Raw genomic sequence first — 21,404 nt, forward strand, 5'->3', positions numbered from 1 at the left:
CGTCATCTGATCGCGGGCGCGGACAGGGAGAAATCGCGCGCGGCGCGCGGATCCTAATCGATGGACACGGCCCCCGCATGTTGGACGTCTGGCAAATACCGGCCGGGATGCGATGCCCCGTGTTCGGGTTTCACGCGCTAGATTCGCCGCCGGGCCCCCATAGCCCAATTGGCAGAGGCAGCGGACTTAAAATCCGGAAAGTCTGGGTTCGAATCCCAGTGGGGGCACCATGAAAGCGCAAGTAGCCGCCCATAGGAGCCCTTCGATCGTGAGAGCCGTAGCGTTCACACCGGCGGACGGGCGTTCTTTGGGCGCACCACCGACGCGTTTCGGCTTTGGGTGTCGCGGGAACTGTTTGCTCCGCGCCGAAGCTGGGGTCGGTCACAGTCCACGCTGGCGTTAGGTGGTTCGGCGGTGGTGACCCTGGTTCAGCAGCGAGCCTGGCCCGTCAAACCGCCGCCCTTAAGCGCCCCTCGTCTATAACTCGTTGATCCAGCCGACGCGGTTCGAAGAGAGACGAATCGTCGGGTCGAAGAGGACGACGTAGGCGCCGCGGGGGTTGACTGTGGGGCTCTCGAAGCAGACATGCCCTGGGCGGTACCGCCCGGCGCAACTTTCCCCGCACCGAGCAAGTTTTCGGTGGTTGCACCCATCAGGGTTGCGTCTCTCGTCCTTCCCGGGGGGTCCTGCATCTTCCAGTCGAGCAGTGCGTTGAAGGCCGCCTGCTCGTTGCCGTTGTTCTGAACCGTTACCCGCGTACACAGGTTAGGTGTCATCCGTATATTCCTGCCGCCTTGGTTCCAACGGCGAAGACGTCGTCGTCACGTTGTCGGAAGTGACCGAGCCGCCAGCGACGACGGGTCGGGTCTGCTGCACGAATAGGTGACATCTGAGTTGGCTTGCCCGGGATGGGTGAGCTGGAAGGATGTCCTTGTGCCCAGGCCTACCCCCGAGAGTTCCGCGATGATGTCGTGCGGGTCGCCCGCAACCGCGACGACGGCGTGACGATCGAACAGATCGACACAGACTTCGGGGTGCACCCGATGACACTGCACAAGTGGATGCGCCAAGCCGATATCGACGAAGGCGCCAAGCCCGGCAGGAGCACCGGGGAGTCCGCTGAGCTGAGGGAGGCACGGCGACGGATCAAGTTATTGGAGCAGGAGAACGAAGTCCTGCGCCGGGCCACGGCCTGTCTGTCGCCGGCCAACCTGCCGGGAAAGGGCTCTCCCCGCTCGGGAAAGAGCTCGCCGCCGACGGGATCCCCGTCGCGGTGACTTGCCGGGTACTCAAGCTCGCCCGCCAACCGTGTTACCGCTGGCTGGCCAATCCCATCACCGATGCCGAAATCGTCGAGGCCTACCGCGCTAACGCCCTGTTCAACGCCCACGAAGACGACCCGGAGTTCGGCTACCGCTACCTGGTCGAGGAGGCCCGAGACGTCGGCGAATCGATGGCCGAGCGCACCGCCTGGCGGATCTGCACCAACAACGGTGGTGGAGTGTGTTCGGCAAGAAGCGCGGCAAGAACGGCAAAGTCGGGCCATCTGTGCACGACGACCTCGTCGAGCGTGACTTCACCGCAGATGCACCAAATCAGCTGTGGCTCAGCGACATAACAGAACATCACACCGAAGGAAAGCTCTACCTTTATGCGATCAAAGACGCTTTCTCTAACCCATCGTCGGGTACTCGATCGACTCTCGAATGAAGTCCCGGTTAGCGACCACGGCCTTAGGCAATGCCGTGGCACGCCGCGGCGCGGTGGCAGGCTGCATCCTGCACTCCGATCGCGGATCTCGATTCAGGGCAAAAAGCAGCAGACCCAATAGACCACGCTTGGGTTGTAGTCCATTTGTAATGCCTATATGGGTTGGCCAACCGGTGTGACACGGATTCTGGGGTCGGTGAGACGTCGCGCGATTGCATTGCAGTCCAGGATTGCAGCATGACCAAGATCGAATGCACTCACTGTGACAAGTCGCATACGACAACGCAGTACATCAGCTTTGCGTGCGGGGCGTCCCATCCTTCAGTGACCCCAAAGACATTGCGGCGCTTCGTCGCTGATCAGACAATTCTGTTCGCTGAGACGGATGGCGTGGGCAGCAGATCGTCGCCACCCCCGAAACGGCGGCGAAGGTTTCCCGGCGAACGGTCTTCGTGGCTCCGTCTCAAAGGTAAAGAGTCGAGACGGATTAGTTCTTGTCTCATAGGCGGGTGCGCGGCGCTGCAATTTGGGGTTAGTTGCGGCCGTGGTGCGCCCATATGGGGTCGGTGCTGAGTAGCGCCGCCGCGTCGGAGTCAGCGCTAGGGGTGTCGAGGTGGTGGGTCGTGGGTGGGTGTCGTAGGGCCTGTTGGATGGAGCCGCGGTAGGTGCTGAGCCCATGTGGTGGGGGGCCGATGACGTTGTCAATGTCACGGTCTTTCATTACTGCGTCGTGTCGCAGTGATTCCACAAGGGGGCGTATCAGGTCGGCTGGCATGGGCGTGAGGAAGGCGATGCCGCGGGCGCTCAGTGCTGGGGTAATGAATGGGACCGGGATGAACCGTCGGCGGGGTAGTCCGGCTTCTTCGGCGAAATCGCTCAGCATGTCTTGGTAACGAAGGACGTTGGGGCCGCCGATGTCCCAGCTGCGAGAACCGGGTAGGTCTACGGTGGCTGCGCCAAGGAGGTAGTGCAGGACGTCGTCGATGGCGATGGGTTGGACCAGATGGCGGGTCCAAGGGGGCACCGGAAGCACTGGGAGGGCAGTGGCGAGCAGGCGAATCATCTCGAATGATGCTGACCCAGCGCCTATGACAACCCCTGCCTGCAGGATCATGGTCTCGATCCCGGACCCAATGAGGGTGTCGCCGACGTCGGAGCGGGATCGGAGGTGCCGGGACAGTTCCCTGGTGCGAGGGTGCAGGCCCCCGAGGTAAATAAGTCTGCTGACATTCGCCCGTCGGGCAGCAGTGACGGTGTGGCGGGCCGATTCAGCTTCGGCGCTGCTGAAGTTGATCGAGCTGCCCATCGAGTGCACTAGGTAGAACACCACGTCAACCCCTGCGAACGCGTGCTCCAGGAATCTGGGGTCACTAAGGTCGGCGGCAACGACGTCCACCTGGCCGACCCAGGGCAGTGCATCGAGATCGCGAGGGTCGCGCGCCATCGCGCGGACTTGATGATCAGCAGCGAGTAGTCGTGGGATGAGTCGGCCACCCACGTAACCGGTGGAGCCGGTCACCAGACATTTCATGCGCTCCCCCTCTTCTTCCATACGGAACAAAATCGACGACACCGGTACTGGTTGGCCTGGCGCAACATGTTCACGGTGCGCGCGGCCTTGCTAGCAGTTACCCGCTGATGGGCGATCCACGCTCGATTCGGATTTGCGGGGCGGGGTGTTTGAGTTTCTGCCCAAGAGAGTTGGCAAAATTCCAGAGTGAGGTGCTCGACGCCGAATTGGCCACCCTGATTGAACTGGAGCCCGACCATGTCGCCGCACTAGCCCCTAGCGCTACAACACCGTGAAACGAACCGCCGCTACCTGAGTTGTGCGGTTCCCACAAAGAGCCCGTCTGTCTTGCTGCTAAAGATTTGCGACTACGTCTCTCGAGTCCCTGGTGCCAGATGCGCCACACCGTTGCGATACCGACCACCAGAGGCTAACCGGCTCGTCGCCTCTCTGACGTCAAGACCAGAAACGGCTACAGAAGGATCCGCTTTTCGCGACGATCGCTGCGTGGGGTGAATCAGTTCGCCTGGGCGTGAGCGTTCGTAACGCAGTGCGGTGGTCTTCGACACGCGGATCAATTCTCCGGTCAACGGATCGCAATCACGCAGTACGCCACCTGGTGGCGACGCAGGATTGCACTGACTCTGCGGGCCGGCACCGCGAGTTCGGCGCCGATCCAGTCCTGGCCGCGGCGTGAGGAGCGACGCAGTTCGACTACCGCAGTTTCCACCGCCGCCGAGGTACGGCACGGGCAGTGATGCGGGCGTGACGAGCGGTCGAGCAGTCCTTCCGGGCCTCCTGGAATTGACCGGGAGGAGGTGGTGCGGGCCCAGATTGCCTCCTATGCATACTCAACCCAGTCTTCCGACGCGCTTAGCCCTCGTGCTGCAGGAGACGGCGACGCGCCCCTCCTCGCGGACAATTTTGGAGACATCGACCCCAACCTGGAGAAGGTGCTCGACATAGAGACGGTTCGCCCGCTGATAGCGGCGCTGCCCGATAGGAACGGGCCGTGCTGCAGCTTCGATTCTTCGAGAACCTGACGTAGACGCAAATCGCCCAACGGCTCGGCATCTCCCAGATGCATGTGTCCCGATTGCTGAGTCGTTTACTCGCGACAGTACGGACCCGAGTTCTGATTGCATTGCTTGTGTGATCGCGCGGCAGGGGACCGAACCTCGTCAGTTTGTCCGCATCGACTGTCTCACAGCTTGTTTCAGATGGCGACTGAATCAACTTTTCACGCTCTTGAGCAAAATCAGGCGTGGACGCGGAGGAAAATGAACCGGTTCTAAATCACAGGCACGTCGGGTTTCCTTCCGCCTTTTGCGGGTAACCAATTCGCGAAGGTTCCGACGGCGATCGACCCACCTCGATACGGTGTCTGACAAAACACGGCCCGCCGGATCCGACTGTCTCAGGTTCCCAAACAGCGCGGAGCCGATCCATTCTTTTCGTTGTGCAGCCCCAGCGGCTGCAGAGTGCACTTAGGACGATCATGGCTGTAGCCGATGTTGCGCAGTTTGCGCATCTGACCAAGGATGATATGAAAACGCTCGGCGCTGAGCTGGACGCCATTCGCTACGACATCGAGGGCTCTCGGGGTGCGCGCGATGCGTCCTACATCCGTCGAACGATTGCCTTCCAGCGCACCCTGGAAGTCGGTGCGCGATTACTCATCGCCGTTGGCCGCTCCAAAGCAAGTTGGGGCACCGGCGTCGCGGCGCTGGCCTTCGCCAAGACGGTCGAGAACATGGAGATCGGCCACAACGTCGGTCATGGCCAATGGGACTGGATGAACGACCCAGAAATTCACTCCAACACCTGGGAATGGGACATGGCGGGCTTGTCGTCGCAGTGGCGCTACTCCCACAACTATCGCCACCACGTGTTTACCAACGTTCTTGACCTAGACGACGATCTCGGTTACGGCGTCATGCGAATGACCCGCGATCAACCGTGGGAACCTCGCTATCTGCTGCAGCCGTTGCGAAACCTATTGATGGCGGTGGGGTTCGAGTTCGGAATCGCCCGGCACGGCATGCATGCCGCGCAAGCGCGGGCCCAGACGGAGCCGGAGAAGGCCGCGCAGTCACGGGCCTTCGTCAGGAAGATCGTCAGGCAGACGACGAAGGATTACCTGGTCTTCCCCGCGCTGAGCCTCTCGCGTTGGCGCAGAACCCTTTACGCCAACGTGGCCGCCAACGTCCTGCGCAATCTGTGGGCATACGTCGTGATCTTCTGCGGGCACTTTCCCGACGGCGCCGAAAAGTTCACTCCCGCCGTTGTACAGGATGAAAGCAAGCCGGAATGGTACCTGCGCCAGATGCTGGGTACCGCGAACTTTCGGGCCGGCGCCCTGATGGCGTTCGCCAGCGGAAACCTTTGTTACCAGATTGAACATCACCTGTTCCCCGACCTGCCCAGTAACCGGTACGCCGAGATCGCCGTGCGGGTGCGGACGCTGTGCGAAAGGTTCGGCCTGCCCTACACAACCGGGTCACTATTGACGCAGTATCTGCAGACGCTGCGCACCATTCATCGGCTGGCGCTTCCGAACCGCTTCTCCAGCAGGTATTTCGACGAGGCGCACCTGAAGCTCGGGCAACGAAACAATTTCCTGCCTCGCCGACGCAGTGCTGACGCTGCGCAGATTGGTGGCACGGTTCGGTCCAATCTGCTTTCACGCTCACTCGCGGTGTCGCCATTGAACGCTCGGTGTACGGACGGTCGATCGGATGAGGTCGAGATGGCCGTGCAACGTAGCACGGACGGGTTCATATGGAGGGATGACCGGGCGGTCAGTTAAGGCGCCTGAAACTTCGGCCCGGCCGAATCCTCGGCGCGTTCAGTGATGCTGATCGGGCAACGAAGCGTTGCTTTCCATGCCGGCCAGGATGGTCCGACGTTCGTCTGAATCGCTAATCAGGCTCCGGGCGATTTCGGTGAGGTGCTCGCCATGCGACCGTGCGTGCTGTCGCAGCATCGTGAAGGCGTCTTCGATGGAAATGTTGAAGTGTTCACGCAGGTACCCTTTAGCCTGCTCGACGACGATCCGGCTGTTGAGCGCGGCGCGTAGTTGCGGAAGAACAGTGCTCGGAGTGGGGGCGTGGTCTTGGAGTATGGCCACGCACGCGACATGGACCAGGGTGTTGGCGACCAGTAGGTCGGCGTCGTTGAGGTCGCCAATCCGGGTTCCGAAGAGTCCGAGTGCACCTAGCACAGTGCCGGCGGCGCGCATGGGCACGGCGTGCACGGAAGCGTACCCGGCGTCGGTGGCGGCCGGCACGAACTGCGGCCACCGCTCGCGTTGGGTGGATAGGTCGGCCACGGTGACGGGTTGGCCAGTGGCATAGCAGTCCAGGCAGGGGCCTTCGTCAGCTTGCAGTTGAAGCAACTCCAGCTCGTGAGAGCGCTCCGAGGTCGCGGCCATCAAATGCAGGTGTTTGCGCGGGTCGGCTAGCAGAAGACCGGCGGCCTCGACGTCAAGCAGCGTGGCGCAGCGTTCGGTGAGGTCGGTAAGCAGTTCCACGACGTCGAAGTCGTCGAGCATGCTGTCAACCAGCGAGACGACCGCGTTCAGGACGCGGGTTTCTCGAGGAGTGTCACTCATCGGTGTGTCCCTTTCTGCACTGCTCGCTCGACGCCGGAGCGGTACCGCGACCGTGGCGCATCAGTGGGGGTCCAGTCGCAGGCGGCGCTCAAGAATGTCGCGGGCGATTTCGGTGGCACTGCGCCCGGTGGCATAGGCGTGTGCCCGCAGCCGGACCAGAGCCACGGGGGCGGCAAGATTGAGTTGCGCCATCAGCATGCCGGTGGCCTGGCTAACTTCGGAGCGCGTCAGGTTGTTGATCTCGTTCCAGGCGGTGCTGCCCGGTTTGGCAGCGGCGTCGTCCAGGTTCTGCTCGAGCAGGTCCAGCATCGGCATCTGGGCCAGTTCGGCGGCTACCGTGACTCCGGCGACCTGTTCTGCCGCGAGCATGGTGGGTGTGGTCTGAAAAAGGTCCAGGGCACCGACGTACTCGCCGGCCACCATGATCGGCATCGCGTACACCCCGCGGATCTCGCGGGCCAGCATCGCCGGACCGTAGGCGGGCCACCGAGTTTCGGCGGGATCGGCTAGATCGACGACAACCACCGGCGCCTTATAAGCCACCGCGTCCAGGCACGGGCCTTCGCCGTGGGTGAATTGTTCCTCGTCATATATGCGCGCCGCGGGGCCGCTGGCACCCAGGGTGCCGATATTGGCACCATCGAACACCAACGACACCGCGGCCGCATCGATGCCCAACAGACCTACGCACGCCTCACAAAGCCGATCGGCGGCACCGACACCCCGTTGCTCACCCATCGCGGCGAGCAGCTGCTCTTCGATCGCCGGCATCGTCAGTGTTCGAGCCGGATCGCGTGGATGTACCGCTTGCGTCTCATCATCGTTCCCATCCTTGGCCACGCCGACCAATGATTGGGCCGAATACCCGGTGTCGGGAGCCCGAAACGGGGCGTCATTGGACCGGCGTAACGCGATCGCCGCCCCAAATCCGATTCAGCAACGCTGTGGCGGTCATCCCCCCATGATGCCCACGCGATTTCGAAGACCGACGTCGAGTACGTCGAGATGGACGGCCCTGGACTCAGTCCTCCCGCCGAGAAGGAAGCCGCAGTCAGCGATCGAGAATGTGGGCCGCGATCGCTGAGCAGCTTTCGTCCTCGGACGATCAGCGCGCTCGGACAGTAGTCTGTAACGCAGGTCGCCGCCGAGTGGAAAGTTGTGGTCATGTCAGAGGGTGAGCACAACGAAATCGTTGCTCAACTCGCCGCGTTGGTCGGTAAGCAGCAGCGCAGTGATTCCCCGATGGCATCCGGGCTGGGCGAACTCGTCGCCAGTGCCGCTCAGCACGTCCCCGGCGCGCAGTTCGCCGGGATGACGGTGGCTAGCCGGACCCAGGGAATCAGCACCGCTGCAGCCACCAGTACCTACGCGAGGATTCTCGACGAAATTCAACAGCGTCACCAGGAAGGCCCCTGCCTCTCGGCGGCTTGGGAGCACCACACCGTCCGCATTGACGACGTGGAAACCGAGCGACGGTGGCCGCGCTACCGCATCGACGCCCTCGCCGAGACTCCAGTGCGCTCGGTGCTCGCGATCGAGGTTTTCGTAAGCGACGACAGCTTGGGGGCACTCAACTTCTACTCCGAGCATCCCCGAACGTTCGAGCAGGAATCCACCGAGCTCGGCGTCATCTTCGCCGCCCATATCGCGTTGGCGTGGAACATGTTTCGTCGGAACGCGCAATTCCGCAGCGCACTGGCTTCCCGTGACCTCATCGGCCAAGCCAAGGGCATCATCATGAACGAGTTCAACATCGATGCCGTCCGAGCATTCGAACTGCTCACCCGCCTATCACAAGAGTCCAACACGAAACTCGTCGACATCGCCCAACAAATCATTGACAACATCGACTAACCCCCAAATGGGCGGGCACCCCAGGGACATCGATGGAAAACACCAGCCCTGGCAGTCCGGTCGACTGTGAATCCGTCGGCGAATGACTGCCGCGTCGATCGACTCCAGTCACCGCTGATTGCTTATGGAGGGACCAGAGGGTCTGCACGGTTTCGGAGACTTTGCTCGCTGTCCGTCGGACGCGCCCGCGGGACACTTCGCCGTCCCGGATCGATTGCGGCGGCCGCCGTAGGTCCGAGGTTGCAGTCCGCAGGCAGTCCGCAGAGCACTCGACAGCAGCCAACAACAACCAAGTTTGTTCGTCGCTATTTACGCAGCGTATGCGAAGAAATTCATCTCAAGCCGTTGCTAACCGCTAACTATAAATCACCAGGTAGAGCACTCTTAAAATCCGTCAAGTGTCGGTTCGAGTCCGACTGGGGGCACCGCGAAACGCGTCCGAACACGCACGCGCGCCGTGTGGACGCCACGCCCGCATCCACCGGCTCGCGGCGCCGGTGCGGGTTTGCGGCTAGTGTCCAGGGATGGATGGACAGCCGTCGGTATTGCTCAGACCAACTATTCGTACGGCTTTCGATCCCGGCTCCCGGCAAGACGTTGACGCACTGCGCAGTGAGCTGGCCAGCGAAGGGCGCAACGTCACCCTCCGAATGCCCGATCCCGGCAAGTTCGCCGTGCAGACGCCGGAATCGGTCAGCGTCTACATCCTCGCCGGCGTCACAACCCAATTCCTGTCGCTGTTGCTGGCCGATATCTCCGACAGCATCAAACGGTGGCTGGTCAGGCGTTTCAACAAGGACGACAAGGCCAGCGCGCAGACCGTGACGATCTACGTGCACGGCAAGGCCGTCAAAAGCATTCTCGGCAGAAGCGCCGACGACATCGAGGACGTGTCCACGTACGTCGAGGGCTGGGACGCAACGGCGACCCGCCCTTGAACACCCCACTCGCGGTAAGTTGCTCGAGACCATTGTGCGAGCCGCCACCGCGAAGGAGCCAGCGCGAAGGTGTCCGAGGATCCGCGGGCTGACGGCGTCTCCCGCCAATACGATCGGTGGGAATATCCGCCCCCGGTAACCGATCTCGAGGCGTGGACCAAGAACCATTGGGATTGGTTCGATCCCTTCTATGCGCATCGCGTGTTGTGGCCGAACCGCGCATACAAGCCGGATCTCGACATCCTCATTGCGGGTTGCGGCACGTTCCAGGCGGCCGTTTTCGCCTTCATGAACCGCGCCGCAAGGGTCGTCGCGATCGACGTCAGCCGGTCCGCGTTGGATCACCAGCGGTACCTGAAGGACAAGCATCAGCTGACCAACCTGGAACTGCATTTGCTGGCCATCGAAGAGGTCTCGGCACTGTCCCGCGACTTCGACCTCATCGTCTCCACCGGCGTCTTGCACCACCTGGCGGATCCGTTGGCCGGGCTCAGCGCGCTCGGTGGATGCCTGCGCAGAGACGGCGCCCTGGGCGTCATGCTCTACGCCAAGTACGGCCGGTTCGGCGTGGAGCTGCTCGAATCGGCGTTTCGCGACCTCGGCCTGTCGCAGGACGACGCGTCGGTTCAGCTGGTCAAGGAGGCGGTTGCGGCGCTGCCGCCCGACCATCCCGTCCGTCCCTACCTGCACGGCGCGCGTGACCTGATGTCCGACGGCGCGCTGGTCGACACCTTCTTGCACGCCCGCCAACGCAGCTACACCGTCGAGGAATGCCTGGAGTTGGTCGGCGCCGCCGGGCTGACGTTCCAGGGCTGGCTGCGCAATTCGCCGTATTACCCCCACGACGGGCTCTTTGCGCAGACGGGTCCGTTTCAGTCGCTGTTGAACCGGTTGCCCGACGCCACGCTGTGGTCGGTGATGGAACGCCTGCAGCCGGCCAATGCCACCCACTTCTTCCTCGCCTGCCGCCCCGAACGCCCGACACGGGACTATGCGATCGACTTCTCGACGGCGTCGTCCCTCGATTACGTCCCCCTGCCGCGGACGGCATGCCTGCTGTCCGGCGACGAGATTCACCTTCCCGGCGCGAAGCTGACACTCACCGCGGCCCAGTTGGCATTTGTCCGGCGCGTCGACGGGCGGCGCACCATACGGGAAATCGTCGATGCGGTGGCCCAGGGCAGCCGGGAGGACGGCACGCGGGTGCGCGAGTTCGGGCACCAGCTGTTCCAGTCGCTGTGGCGCCTCGATTTCCTGGCGATGTCGCTGCACACGTCGTCGGATTAGCACCCCCGGCGACGTGGTTCAGCGTCGGACCAACATTTTGGGCCTGCCCACGCCGGAGCAAACCGTCACTCATACACTGACCCAGCATGGGCATGCTGTTCGGTCTCGCGCCGTGGATTGTGTATTGGGTCCTTGTCGGAAACGTTCCCTTCGCCGCTGCAGTACTGGTCGCGCTGGCGGTCGCCGCCGCCGGCCTGGGCCTGGGCGGCGCGACGGGCAGGCAGTGGCAGTTCTTTGACTTCGCTTCTGTCGCAGCGCTTTTGATCCTCGCCGTGCTGACTTTCACGCTCAGTCAGTCGTTCCTCGAGCGGTGGCTACTGACGCTCAGCAACGCCGGGATCTTGGTGGTGACACTGGTGGGGATGCTGGTCGGCAAGCCGTTCGTGGCCGAGTTCGCCGCCGCGGAGCACGCTCCCGACGTCGCCAAAACCGAGCTGTTCGGCCGCGTCGTCCAGGTCCTCGGCTGGGTCTGGGTCGCGACGTTCGCCGCCATGACGGTGTCCTCGGCCATCCCGTCGATCGTGCAACGGCCCGCGGCGAACGCCTCCGGCCTGATCCTGGACACCAAGACCCCGCTGTCCTTCCTCTGCTACTGGATCATCCCGTTCGGGCTGCTGGGCCTGGCCGCGGTGGCCTCGCGGCTGCTGCCCGACCGGATGCTGGTCGGAATCGACGATGTGGCGCGGGAAACCTCCTTCGTCGCCTACGACGAGGCCACCATCGACGAGCTGTACTTCCTCGCCCAGGAACACGCCAACCGAGAGGTGGGCCCGGGCAAGGAGGCCTACGCCGTCAAGGTCGGCGGGATGGGAACCCCGTTGACCGGAGACGAGTCCCGCAAGTCGTGGCCGTCGACGTACAAGGTGCGCGACAAGCGGCACTGAACCCCACAAGGAGTCGTGATGAACGCGTCCAGCCCGACGGAGGGCATCGTGTGGATTCACCACCTGCCCGGATACGACCGCCCATGACCGACTATCCGCAAATGGCCGCCGCCCGGGGCAGGATCGAGCCCGTGCCCCGGCGGGTCCGTGGCTTTCTCGGCGACGCGCTGGTCTTCGACACCACCGCCGCGCGCTACGTGTGGGAGGTCCCCTATTACCCGCAGTACTACATTCCGCTGGCCGACGTGCGTACCGAGTTCCTGCGCGACGAGAACCACGCGCAGACAGTGCAATTCGGCCCGTCGCGGCTGTACTCCCTGGTGGCCGCCGGCCAGACGCATGCATCCGCCGCACGGGTATTCGACGCCGACAGCGACAGCCCGCTGGCGGGCACCGTGCGGTTCGAATGGAATCCGTTGCGCTGGTTCGAAGAGGACGAGCCGGTCTACGGTCACCCGCGCAACCCCTATTCGCGTGTCGACGCCCTGCGCTCGCACCGCCATGTCCGGGTGGAGCTCGACGGAATCACCTTGGCGGACACCAAATCTCCCGTGTTGCTGTTCGAAACAGGCTTGCCCACAAGGTATTACATCGATCCTACCGACGTCGTCTTCGAGCACCTGCAACCCAGCACCACACAGACGTTGTGCCCGTACAAGGGAACGACGTCGGGATATTGGTCGGTGCGAGTGGGTGACATCGTGCACGAGGACCTGGCGTGGACCTACCACTATCCGCTGCCCGCGGTCGGTCAGATCGCCGGCCTGATCGCCTTCTACAACGAAAAGGTCGACATCGTCGTCGACGGGGCCCCATTGGCGCGGCCGCAGACGCAGTTCAGCTAGCGGCGGCGGCCGAATCGCGGCGGTGTGATATTCGCCTCGCTGACGGCAAATCCTGAGAATTCCTTACTAAAGCCTCGGTCGAGCGGAAACGCGAATCGTTAGCGGTGTAGGCAAAATCCGCCGGAAGAGGGTTTGCATGCGTTTCGCTACGGGTAAGCGATTGCGATACAGCGTGATTGAAAGTCTGAGCAGAACCTGAGTGCGCGGAGTGACGTAGCTAACGTCGAGCATTTTGAACTGCTTTAAGGCGAATTTTGGTCAGTAGACTACCGAAAACCAGTCTCGTCAGCGCCTTTCGGTGCTGAAAGCCGGTGGATCCGGAGGCCAAATCGTCGCGTGTGTGCGGCGGCGCCACTTGGCCACCAGGGCCGACGAACACAGCAAAGGCGGTACCAGCGTGAGTGATGCATACGACCCAACGGCGGCCGGGTTCTCGGTCGACGACACCGCGGTGGTTCGAGTCCCGGTGCACCACGGCCCGATCAGCGACATGGACCTCAGCGGCGACGGTCGCCGGCTGCTCGTCACGAACTATGCCCGCGACGCGGTAACGGTCATCGACGCCCACACCCTTCGGGTCTCGAGCACCCTCGCCGGCCTCAGCGAACCGTCCGCCGTCGCCATGAGCAGCGCGGACGCGAACTACGCCTACGTCAGCACCGCCACCGCCGCCTACGACGCCATCGAAGTCATCGACGTCGTCACGAACTGGCGGATCGCGACGCACCCGGTCGCGCACAGCGTGAGCGACCTGACGGTGAGTGCCGACGGAAAGCACCTGTACGCGAGCCGAAACGCCGTTCGCGGCGCCGACGTGACGGTCCTGGACACCACCACGGGCGAACTCGAGGTGATCGAACTGGCCACCGCACCCGGCACGACCACCGCATGCGTGCGGGCCAGCGCCGACGGCCGGCGCCTCTACGTCGGGGTCAACGGGCCGAACGGCGGCAGCCTTGCCGTCGTCGAAACCCGCACCCGATCCGATGGCGGCCGGGTGGGCGGCCGCTCGCGCGTGGTCGGCACGATCGAGCTCGGTCTGCCCGTCCGCGATGTGGCGCTGAGCAGCGACGGCGCCACGGCATACGTCGCCAGTTGCGGCCCGGTCGTGGGCTCGGTGCTCGACGTCATCGACACCCGCGCGAACAAACTCGTCAAGACGCACAAGATCAACGAGATCACCGGGCCGCTGGCGCGGATGACGCTTAGCCGCGACGGCGAGCGGGCCTACCTGGTCAGCGACGACCGCGTCACGGTGCTGGGCATGCGCGCGCTCGACGTCCTCGGCGAGGTCACGGTGACCAAGAACCCGTCCTGCGTGCTGGAAAGCCCCGACGGCAGCCACCTGTACGTCGCCGACTACTCCGGAGTGCTCACCGCGGCGCGCATCGACTCGGGCCAGACGCCACACAGCGGCGACGCGGATCACCCGGACGCGACCGCGGGCTGGCTGTTCGATGTGCCCCAGTGGGAGCCGGCGCTGGCCTAGCCGGCTGCATTGCGGGACGGCGCGGCGCCCGGAGTGTGTGAATCCTCGCCCTCGAGTGTGAATCCTGGGCCGGGGATCGTCGGCGTGTCGCCGCCCAGCGTTCACCCTCAAATCCCGGGACGCACACTCAACGGCACCGGGCGCGGGTCGTCGGCAGAGCACGCACACTCAACCGCAGAGTCATCCGAAAGGCCCGCCCGCCGAACGGGATCCACGTCGCGGGCGACCGGCACGGGTGGTTTCTGTCACGATCGCCGAAATCGGGCTTAGGGTGGAAGCGGCCGACGGCTCGTCGCCGTCGGCCCGGAATGCGGGCGCGGCATTTCGCGGCTTGGCACGGACGGTGCCGCGCGGAGAGTGAGGCGGTACATCGATGGACGGCACGATGCAGGACTATCCGTTGACGATCACCGCGATCATGCGCCATGGCTGCCGCGTTCACGGGGATCGCACCGTCACCACCGCCACCGGGGACGGCTACCGCACGACGAGCTATCGGGAACTGGGCTGCCGGGCCGCCCAGCTGGCGAATGCGTTGCGCCGGCTCGGGGTGACCGGTGACCAACGGGTCGCGACGTTCATGTGGAACAACTCCGAGCACCTGACGGCGTACCTGGCGGTGCCCTCGATGGGCGCCGTACTGCACACCCTCAACATCCGCCTGTTCCCCGAACAGATCGCCTACGTCGCCAACGAAGCCGAAGACCAGGTGGTGCTGGTCGACGCCTCCCTGATCAACGTGCTCGCCCCGGTGCTGCCCCGCCTCGAGACCGTGCACACCGTGATCGCCGTCGGCGAGGGCGACACCGAACCGCTGCGGGAATCGGGCAAGACCGTGCTGGACTACGCCGACGCCATCGCCGCGGAGCCGACCGAATTCGACTGGCCGCACATCGACGAGAAATCCGCGGCGGCGATGTGCTACACCAGCGGGACCACCGGCAACCCGAAAGGCGTGGTGTACAGCCATCGTTCGAGTTACCTGCACACCATGGCGGCGTGCACCACGAACGGCATCGGCGTCGGGGCCGTCGACAGCGTGCTGGCGATCGTGCCGATGTTCCACGCCAACGCCTGGGGACTGCCGTACGCGGCGCTGATGGCCGGCGCCGACTTGGTGCTGCCGGATCGCCACCTCGACCCGGCATCGGTGGTCGGCATGGTAGAAGACCTGCGCCCCACCGTGACCGGCGCGGTGCCGACGATCTGGAACGCCGTCCTGCACCACCTCGAGGACGACCCCGACCACGACCTGTCGTCGCTGCGGCTGGTGGTCTGCGGCGGCTCGGCCGTCCCGGTCTCGCTGATGCGCACCTTCGAGGAAAAGCACGACGTGCAGATCCGGCAGCTGTGGGGCATGACGGAGACGTCGCCGCTGGCGACCATGGCCTGGCCACCGCCGGGCACCCCCGAGGACCAGCACTGGGCCTTCCGCGGAACCCAGGGCCAACCGGTCTGCGGGGTGGAGATGCGGATCGTCGACGACGACGGCCAGGTGCTGCCCAACGACGGCGTCGCCGTGGGGGAGGTGGAGGTCCGCGGCCCGTGGATCGCCGGCTCCTACTACCTGGGCCACGACGAGTCGAAGTTCGACTCCGGCTGGCTGCGCACCGGCGACGTGGGCCGCATCGACGGCCGCGGTTTCGTCACGCTGACCGACCGGGCCAAGGACGTCATCAAATCCGGCGGGGAATGGATCTCCTCGGTGGAGCTGGAGAACGTCCTCATCGGCCACCCCGAGGTGGTCGAGGCCGCGGTGGTCGGCGTCCCCGACGAACGCTGGGAGGAACGCCCACTCGCGGTGATCGTGGCCAAGGAGGGCGCGTCGGTCAGCCCGGGGCAGCTGCGAAACTTCCTCGCGGACAAGGTCGCTCGGTGGTGGCTGCCCGAACGGTGGACGTTCGTCGACGAGATCCCCCGCACCAGCGTCGGCAAGTACGACAAGAAAGCCATTCGCTCGCGCTACGCCGAAGACGGCTACCAGGTGGCCGAAGCCCGCGACTGATCGACGCCGCAACGAGACCGGAAAGGCTTGAGGCAGTGACACATTCACTCGTCGTCGACCAATCCGTCGTCACACCGGTCGCGGTGCACGACGCGTTCGGCCGGACGCTGCCGATGCCACTGCCCACGCTGTTCAACCGCTGGTACGGCCCGTTCCCGCCGATCCGCGACGTGCGCGAGCAGACCGGCGCCTGGGACGCGGCGGGGCAGACCCGCATCGTGCACCTGGCCGGCGGCGCCACCATGCGCGAGGAGCTGACCAGTGTCGACCCGCCGCGCTCGTTCGGCTATCGGCTCTGCGAGGTCACCGGCCCGATGGCGTTGCTGGTCGATCACGTTGTGGGCGAATGGATTTTCACACCGGCGGCCGCCGGAACCGAGATCACCTGGCGCTGGGACATCCACCCGAAGTCGCCGCGCACGGCCTGGGCGGTCCCGCTGCTGGGCAGGATGTGGAAGGGCTACGCGCGGCGCGCGCTGGCCAACCTGTCGGGCTTGCTGACGAAGTGAGAGCCGCGAACCGTTACGGTGTGAAGGCATGTGCCGACTCTTTGGCCTGCACGCCGGGACGCACGCGTGCACCGCGACCTTCTGGCTGCTGGACGCGCCGGACAGCCTGTCCGAACAGAGCCGGCGAAACCCGGACGGCACCGGCCTGGGCATCTTCGACGAGCACGCCGCGCCGCACCTCTACAAGGAGCCGATAGCGGCCTGGCAGGACGCCGCATTCGCGACCGAGGCGCACCGGTTGACCGGCACCACCGTCATCGCCCACGTCCGCTACGCCACCACCGGCTCGCTCGACATCCGCAACACCCACCCGTTTATGCAGGACGACCGGATCTTCGCGCACAACGGCGTCCTCGAAGGGCTGGACATCATCGACGAGCGGCTGCGCGAGATCGGTACCGCCGATTTGGTATTGGGCGACACCGACTCCGAGCGCGTGTTCGGCTTGATCACCGGCTCGATCCGGGCCCGCGGCGGCGACATCACCGCGGGGCTCGTCGACGCCATGCGATGGCTCGCCGAGCACGTTCCGATCTACGCGGTCAACGTGCTGCTGAGCACGGCCACCGACATGTGGGCGCTGCGTTACCCGCAAACCCACGAGCTCTACGTCTTGGATCGATCCGACGGTGTGGCGTCCCAAGACCCCGAATTCGACTTGCACACCATACGAATTCACGCGCGCTCCGAGCACCTGTGCACGCGGCCGTCGGTGGTGTTCGCCACCGAACGCATGGACGCCGACCCGCGCTGGCGCCTTCTCGAGCCCGGCGAGCTGATTCACGTCGACGCCGGGTTGCGCTTCACCCGCAGCCTGGTGCTGCCCGACCCGCCCAACCAGCTGTTGCGCTGCGAGGACCTGCGCACGCCGGTGGAGGACTCGCAACACGCCCTGCCGAGCACCCGGCGGCTGGTCTGAGGACGTTTGGCAGAGTTGGTGAGCGTGACGAACAAACGCGCCCTGGTGCTGGCGGGTGGCGGGATCGCGGGAATCGCCTGGGAGACAGGTGTTCTGCGGGGCATCGCCGACGAGTCGCCGGCCGCGGCCCGGCTGTTGATCGAATCGGACGTGCTGGTGGGGACGTCGGCGGGCTCGGCCGTCGCCGCGCAGCTCGGCAGCGGCCACACGCTGGACGAGCTGTTCGACCGGCAAGTCTCCGAGTCGTCGGCCGAAATCGACTCCGGCGTCGACGTCGACACCATCACCGAACTGTTCCTGACCGCCCTGGCCGCGCCGTACGAGGAGCCGCTGGACAAGACCCGCCAACAAATGCAGCGGATCGGGGCCGTGGCCCTGGCGACCGAAACCGTTCCCGCGCCGGTGCGCCGCCAGGTGATCGCGCAGCGCCTGCCGTCGCACGAGTGGCCCGAGCGCGCGGTGCGGCTCACCGCCATCGACGTCGCCACCGGAGAACTGACCGTCTTCGACCGCGAATCGGGCGTCGACCTCGTCGATGCCGTGGCGGCCAGCTGCGCGGTGCCCGGGGCGTGGCCGCCGGTGGCGATCGCGGACCGCCACTACATGGACGGCGGGGTGGCCAGCTCGGTCAACCTCGTGGTGGCCGCCGACTGTGACGTCGCGGTGGTGCTGGTGCCCTCGGGCATCGACGTGCCGTCGCCGTTCGGCGCCGGGCCCGCCGCCGAGGTCTCATCGTTTCCCGGCGCGGCGTTCGCGGTGTTCGCCGACGCCGATTCGCTGGCCGCCTTCGGGCCCAACGCCTTGGATCCGGGCTGCCGCATCCCCTCGGCCCTGGCCGGGCGCGAGCAGGGTCGCCGCGAAGCCGCGGCCCTCGCCCGGTTCCTGGGCTTGTGACGGATTTGGTTGCCGCACACAACCTTTAGCGATCGATCGCGGGCGGGGCGGCGTCGTCGCGCCCGGCTTCCAGCGTGTCCAGGGCGTCATCCGCGAGCGCTCGGCCGGTGGCGATCACCTCCACCGCCCGGTGAAATTCCAGGGCCCGACACGTCGACCGCGGAACCTCGATGAGCAGGTCGGGCGGGTAGACCGCCAGCGTGTGACGCGCCAGGGCGGCCTGCGCGATGTCGATCGTCCGGTTCATCACCTCGAAGCTGCCCAACTTCGGCACGTCGGACACCGCGGCGGCCAGCTCGCCGGCGACAGCGTCGGCCGGTGACGGCTCTTCGTCGGGGTTGTCCGACCAGTCATCCGGCTCGCCGCCCGGCCCGCCCAGCCTGCTCAGTACCGCCCGGGCGGTCGGCCGGTCGAGCAACGAGCGGGCGGCGGCCGTGTCGAGCAGCGCGGAGGTGCTGCGCAGCATGCGGGTCAACCATTCGGCGGTGGCCCCCGGCTCCGCTTCCCGGGTGGTGATCGCCTCGCTGCCGGACAGGTTCACCGCGATGGTCAGGTCGGCGTTGACGGCCGACAGCGGGGCCATCGGCAGCGGGTCCAGGATGCCGCCGTCGGCCAACAGCCTCCCGTCGACCGCGTGCGGCGCGATCACCCCCGGGATGGCGATCGACGCCCGGATCGCCTCGTCGAGGGGGCCGCGCTGAAACCACACCGACTTTCCCGCCAGCAGGTCGGTCGCCACCGCGGTGTACGGGATCCGCAGGTCTTCGATGGCGACCGGGCCCAGGATGTCGCGCACCGCGTCCAGGATCTTTCCGGCTCGCATCACGCCGGCCGCGCTGATCGACGGGTCCAGCAGCCGCAGGATGGTGCGCTGGGTCAGGGACTTCGCCCACTCGGAGAACTCGTCGAGCCGCCCGGCCGCGTGCAGGCCGCCGACCAGCGCGCCCATCGACGAGCCGGAGACGCCGACGACGTCATAACCGCGTTCGCGCAGCGCCTCGATCACCCCGATGTGCGCGTAGCCGCGGGCGCCACCGCTGCCGAGCGCCAGTGCCACCCGAGTCGGTGCCGAGCGACGCGAAAGTTCGTCAGGCACCCCACCATTTTGCGCGGCGGGGGTCCTCAGCGGGCCGCGCGCGGACTTTTTTCAGCCGTGATCGTAATTACTCCGCGGGGGAGGGCGCCCGCGCGCGGCGCTACCCGCACTCGTCGTTGGCCGCCGCCCGCGCGGCGACGATCACGGCGGCCTGCCGGGCCGGGGTCAGCTTCGACCAGGGGGCGTTCCAGCTGCCCGCGGTGCCCGACGGCGACGCCTGCAGCATGGCCAGATAGGGCTCGAACAGCGACGCGCCGGTCCTGGGCTGGCCATCCATCCACACTTTTGCGGCGTGACAGGCCTGGTAGTACTCCTCCTCGGTCGAGTGTGCGGGGACGTCGACCCTGGTGGTCACGCCGCCGGGGGACACGCCGATGGCGCCCGCCGGCACCGAGCCCGGGCCGCCGGCGCTGTCCGATTGCGGCGCCGACGAGGGGGCCGGTGGGCCGTGCTGGCCGCCCTGCGAGCAGCCCGCGACCGCCAGCAGGACGCCCACTACAGGGGCCGCGGCAACCGCCGCGCCCCGCCGCCGGGGTCGACCACCGCGCCAGCGCACGGTCTCAATCTATGCAACACTGGCTGCCGTGATGGAGCGCTTCGGATTTTGCGAGTGTTGTCGGCCGTAACACGCCGCCGCCCGTTCGATCCTCTTTCGCTCTGGAGTTCCCCCCATGACTTTGTCCCTTGCCGGGGCAGCGCCCGTCACCGCCGCGGTCACGCGCCCACGAACCCTCTCGTCCCCGTCCGCGGGCCCGACCCCGCTGCGGGTGCCCGACCTGTTGCACGCGACCGACCAGGCCGCCGACGACGTGCTCAGCGGGCGCTGCGACCACCTGCTGCCCGAGGGCGGCATCCCGGAGTCGCAGCGCTGGTTCACCCGCATCCACGGCGACGAGGAACTCGACGTCTGGCTGATCAGCTGGGTGCCCGGCCATCCGACCGAGCTGCACGACCACGGCGGCTCGCTGGGTGCGTTGACCGTCGTTTCCGGCTCGCTCAATGAATACCGTTGGGACGGAAGGGCTTTGCGGCGCCGTCGGCTCGACGCCGGCGACCAGGCCGGGTTCCCGCTGGGCTGGGTGCACGACGTGGTCTGGGCGCCGCGGCCGGTCACCGTGCCGGTCACGGGGTTGCCGGGTGCGAGCGCCGGGCCGGCGCAGCCGACCCTGAGCGTGCACGCGTACTCGCCGCCCCTGACCGCCATGTCGTACTACGACATCACCGACCGCAACACGTTGCGCCGGCAACGCACCGAACTGACCGACCAGCCGGAAGGATCGCCGTGAGCCGCATCGACGTCGTCTTGAGGTCCGCCCGGCGCCGGTATCGCCGCCTGCCCGCCACCGAAGTGCCCGACGCGCTGCGGCGCGGCGCGGTGCTCGTCGACATCCGGCCCCAGGCCCAGCGGTTCCGCGAGGGGGAGGTGCCCGGGGCGCTGGTGATCGAACGCAACGTCCTGGAGTGGCGCTGCGACCCCACCAGCGACGCCAAACTGCCCGAAGCCGTCGGTGACGACGTCGAATGGGTGATCCTGTGCTCGGAGGGCTACACGTCCAGCCTGGCTGCGGCCGCGCTGCTGGACATCGGCCTGCACCGCGCCACCGACGTCATCGGCGGGTATCACGCGTTGGCCGGCGCGGGCGTGCTCACCCAGCTGGCCGGCGGTGCGTCCGACGCCCCGTTGGCCGACACGGCCGCCGGCGCCCGCCGCTGGATCTAGCCGCTAGTTAACTGCAACCCCGACGGGTGATTCGGCACTGGGAACGCACGCGGCCGCGGTGACGGCGGTGAGTGCGAGGACCGCCGCAACGACGAGTTTCGCGGCTAGACGTGACATGAGGACTCCGTTCG

General features: G+C 65.9%; 21 protein-coding genes, 1 tRNA gene and 1 pseudogene. 17 read left to right on the top strand and 6 right to left on the bottom strand.

The annotated features are described in order from the left end of the window. The first annotated feature begins 153 nt into the window (after positions 1–153). The 3 genes from P6281_RS05290 to P6281_RS05300 all read left to right on the top strand — a co-directional run bounded on the left by P6281_RS05290 (position 154) and on the right by P6281_RS05300 (position 1,618). Positions 154–230 (top strand) — tRNA-Leu (locus P6281_RS05290). A 678-nt stretch (positions 231–908) separates the two neighbouring features. Continuing rightward, positions 909–1,277, top strand: a complete 369-nt coding sequence (locus P6281_RS05295) for a transposase (protein ID WP_051019704.1) — start codon at positions 909–911, stop codon at positions 1,275–1,277. Beyond that, the gene (locus P6281_RS05300; RefSeq protein ID WP_014383970.1) at positions 1,274–1,618 is read left to right on the top strand and encodes a hypothetical protein; all 345 of its coding nucleotides are present in this window, start codon (positions 1,274–1,276) and stop codon (positions 1,616–1,618) included. The genes P6281_RS05295 and P6281_RS05300 overlap by 4 nt, the downstream gene beginning before the upstream one ends. Before the next feature lie 624 nt (positions 1,619–2,242). Here P6281_RS05300 and P6281_RS05305 read toward each other — a convergent pair. Together P6281_RS05305 and P6281_RS05310 are read right to left on the bottom strand one after the other, a co-directional pair. Further along, a complete protein-coding gene (locus P6281_RS05305; protein WP_014383971.1) occupies positions 2,243–3,283 on the bottom strand; it encodes an NAD(P)H-binding protein in 1,041 nt (346 codons plus the stop codon). A 449-nt stretch (positions 3,284–3,732) separates the two neighbouring features. Continuing rightward, positions 3,733–4,016, bottom strand: a pseudogene (locus tag P6281_RS05310) (IS481 family transposase); the annotation flags it as partial. Between the two features lie 285 nt (positions 4,017–4,301). Here P6281_RS05310 and P6281_RS05315 point away from each other — a divergent pair. After that, the gene (locus tag P6281_RS05315) at positions 4,302–4,376 is read left to right on the top strand and encodes a hypothetical protein (protein ID WP_232065650.1); all 75 of its coding nucleotides are present in this window, start codon (positions 4,302–4,304) and stop codon (positions 4,374–4,376) included. A gap of 342 nt (positions 4,377–4,718) precedes the next feature. Beyond that, the gene (locus P6281_RS05320) at positions 4,719–6,029 is read left to right on the top strand and encodes a fatty acid desaturase family protein (RefSeq protein WP_014383973.1); all 1,311 of its coding nucleotides are present in this window, start codon (positions 4,719–4,721) and stop codon (positions 6,027–6,029) included. A 39-nt stretch (positions 6,030–6,068) separates the two neighbouring features. Here P6281_RS05320 and P6281_RS05325 read toward each other — a convergent pair whose 3' ends face one another. Both P6281_RS05325 and P6281_RS05330 read right to left on the bottom strand, forming a co-directional pair. Then, positions 6,069–6,833, bottom strand: coding sequence for a GAF and ANTAR domain-containing protein (locus tag P6281_RS05325; protein ID WP_014383974.1), 765 nt, complete (start codon positions 6,831–6,833; stop codon positions 6,069–6,071). A 60-nt stretch (positions 6,834–6,893) separates the two neighbouring features. Further along, positions 6,894–7,682 carry a GAF and ANTAR domain-containing protein gene (locus tag P6281_RS05330; protein WP_014383975.1) on the bottom strand — a complete coding sequence of 263 codons (789 nt, stop codon included), beginning with the start codon at positions 7,680–7,682 and terminating at the stop codon, positions 6,894–6,896. A gap of 315 nt (positions 7,683–7,997) precedes the next feature. Here P6281_RS05330 and P6281_RS05335 point away from each other — a divergent pair, with 315 nt between their 5' ends. From P6281_RS05335 to P6281_RS05380, 10 genes are all read left to right on the top strand, one after another. Continuing rightward, positions 7,998–8,687, top strand: a complete 690-nt coding sequence (locus tag P6281_RS05335) for a GAF and ANTAR domain-containing protein (protein WP_041785403.1) — start codon at positions 7,998–8,000, stop codon at positions 8,685–8,687. A 524-nt stretch (positions 8,688–9,211) separates the two neighbouring features. Then, entirely contained in the window at positions 9,212–9,625 is a 414-nt protein-coding gene (locus P6281_RS05340) for a hypothetical protein (protein ID WP_232065568.1), read from the top strand. A gap of 69 nt (positions 9,626–9,694) precedes the next feature. Then, the gene (locus P6281_RS05345; RefSeq protein WP_014381937.1) at positions 9,695–10,912 is read left to right on the top strand and encodes a class I SAM-dependent methyltransferase; all 1,218 of its coding nucleotides are present in this window, start codon (positions 9,695–9,697) and stop codon (positions 10,910–10,912) included. A gap of 86 nt (positions 10,913–10,998) precedes the next feature. Next, complete coding sequence (locus P6281_RS05350; protein WP_014383979.1) at positions 10,999–11,796, top strand: hypothetical protein; 798 nt, start codon at positions 10,999–11,001, stop codon at positions 11,794–11,796. Between the two features lie 83 nt (positions 11,797–11,879). Then, positions 11,880–12,641 (top strand): DUF427 domain-containing protein, encoded by a 762-nt coding sequence (locus P6281_RS05355; RefSeq protein WP_014383980.1) that lies wholly within the window; start codon positions 11,880–11,882, stop codon positions 12,639–12,641. 397 nt (positions 12,642–13,038) lie between these two features. After that, complete coding sequence (locus P6281_RS05360; protein ID WP_225331965.1) at positions 13,039–14,130, top strand: YncE family protein; 1,092 nt, start codon at positions 13,039–13,041, stop codon at positions 14,128–14,130. Between the two features lie 373 nt (positions 14,131–14,503). Beyond that, positions 14,504–16,135, top strand: coding sequence for a fatty acid--CoA ligase (locus tag P6281_RS05365; RefSeq protein WP_008254264.1), 1,632 nt, complete (start codon positions 14,504–14,506; stop codon positions 16,133–16,135). Positions 16,136–16,170: 35 nt separating this feature from the next. Beyond that, positions 16,171–16,644, top strand: coding sequence for an SRPBCC family protein (locus P6281_RS05370; protein WP_008254265.1), 474 nt, complete (start codon positions 16,171–16,173; stop codon positions 16,642–16,644). A 28-nt stretch (positions 16,645–16,672) separates the two neighbouring features. Further along, positions 16,673–17,563 (top strand): class II glutamine amidotransferase, encoded by an 891-nt coding sequence (locus P6281_RS05375; protein ID WP_324738637.1) that lies wholly within the window; start codon positions 16,673–16,675, stop codon positions 17,561–17,563. A gap of 24 nt (positions 17,564–17,587) precedes the next feature. Further along, entirely contained in the window at positions 17,588–18,457 is an 870-nt protein-coding gene (locus P6281_RS05380) for a patatin-like phospholipase family protein (protein ID WP_008254267.1), read from the top strand. A gap of 25 nt (positions 18,458–18,482) precedes the next feature. On the opposite strand, the gene P6281_RS05385 is transcribed toward P6281_RS05380, so the two are convergent. Then, complete coding sequence (locus P6281_RS05385) at positions 18,483–19,553, bottom strand: patatin-like phospholipase family protein (protein ID WP_170320553.1); 1,071 nt, start codon at positions 19,551–19,553, stop codon at positions 18,483–18,485. A 100-nt stretch (positions 19,554–19,653) separates the two neighbouring features. Continuing rightward, positions 19,654–20,049: a lipoprotein LpqV gene (locus P6281_RS05390; RefSeq protein ID WP_008254276.1), complete on the bottom strand. Its 396-nt coding sequence runs from the start codon at positions 20,047–20,049 to the stop codon at positions 19,654–19,656. Positions 20,050–20,224: 175 nt separating this feature from the next. Here P6281_RS05390 and P6281_RS05395 point away from each other — a divergent pair, with 175 nt between their 5' ends. Together P6281_RS05395 and P6281_RS05400 are read left to right on the top strand one after the other, a co-directional pair. After that, positions 20,225–20,839: a cysteine dioxygenase gene (locus P6281_RS05395; RefSeq protein WP_008254278.1), complete on the top strand. Its 615-nt coding sequence runs from the start codon at positions 20,225–20,227 to the stop codon at positions 20,837–20,839. Further along, positions 20,836–21,273: a rhodanese-like domain-containing protein gene (locus tag P6281_RS05400; RefSeq protein ID WP_008254281.1), complete on the top strand. Its 438-nt coding sequence runs from the start codon at positions 20,836–20,838 to the stop codon at positions 21,271–21,273. Before P6281_RS05395 ends, P6281_RS05400 begins: the two co-directional genes overlap by 4 nt. Positions 21,274–21,404: the final 131 nt, after the last annotated feature.

Source organism: Mycobacterium sp. 5-140-3-2 (assembly GCF_035666375.1).
Taxonomy (GTDB): Bacteria; Actinomycetota; Actinomycetes; order Mycobacteriales; family Mycobacteriaceae; genus Mycobacterium; species Mycobacterium intracellulare.

What these genes read in the sequence shown, in the direction of transcription:
- P6281_RS05295 (WP_051019704.1), top strand. Translation starts at nt 909, where the DNA reads ATGGGTGAGCTGGAAGGATGTCCTTGTGCCCAGGCCTACCCCCGAGAG.
- P6281_RS05320 (WP_014383973.1), top strand. Translation starts at nt 4,719, where the DNA reads ATGGCTGTAGCCGATGTTGCGCAGTTTGCGCATCTGACCAAGGATGAT.
- P6281_RS05325 (WP_014383974.1), bottom strand. Translation starts at nt 6,833, where the DNA reads ATGAGTGACACTCCTCGAGAAACCCGCGTCCTGAACGCGGTCGTCTCG.
- P6281_RS05335 (WP_041785403.1), top strand. Translation starts at nt 7,998, where the DNA reads ATGTCAGAGGGTGAGCACAACGAAATCGTTGCTCAACTCGCCGCGTTG.
- P6281_RS05340 (WP_232065568.1), top strand. Translation starts at nt 9,212, where the DNA reads ATGGATGGACAGCCGTCGGTATTGCTCAGACCAACTATTCGTACGGCT.
- P6281_RS05350 (WP_014383979.1), top strand. Translation starts at nt 10,999, where the DNA reads ATGGGCATGCTGTTCGGTCTCGCGCCGTGGATTGTGTATTGGGTCCTT.
- P6281_RS05355 (WP_014383980.1), top strand. Translation starts at nt 11,880, where the DNA reads ATGACCGACTATCCGCAAATGGCCGCCGCCCGGGGCAGGATCGAGCCC.
- P6281_RS05365 (WP_008254264.1), top strand. Translation starts at nt 14,504, where the DNA reads ATGGACGGCACGATGCAGGACTATCCGTTGACGATCACCGCGATCATG.
- P6281_RS05375 (WP_324738637.1), top strand. Translation starts at nt 16,673, where the DNA reads ATGTGCCGACTCTTTGGCCTGCACGCCGGGACGCACGCGTGCACCGCG.
- P6281_RS05395 (WP_008254278.1), top strand. Translation starts at nt 20,225, where the DNA reads ATGACTTTGTCCCTTGCCGGGGCAGCGCCCGTCACCGCCGCGGTCACG.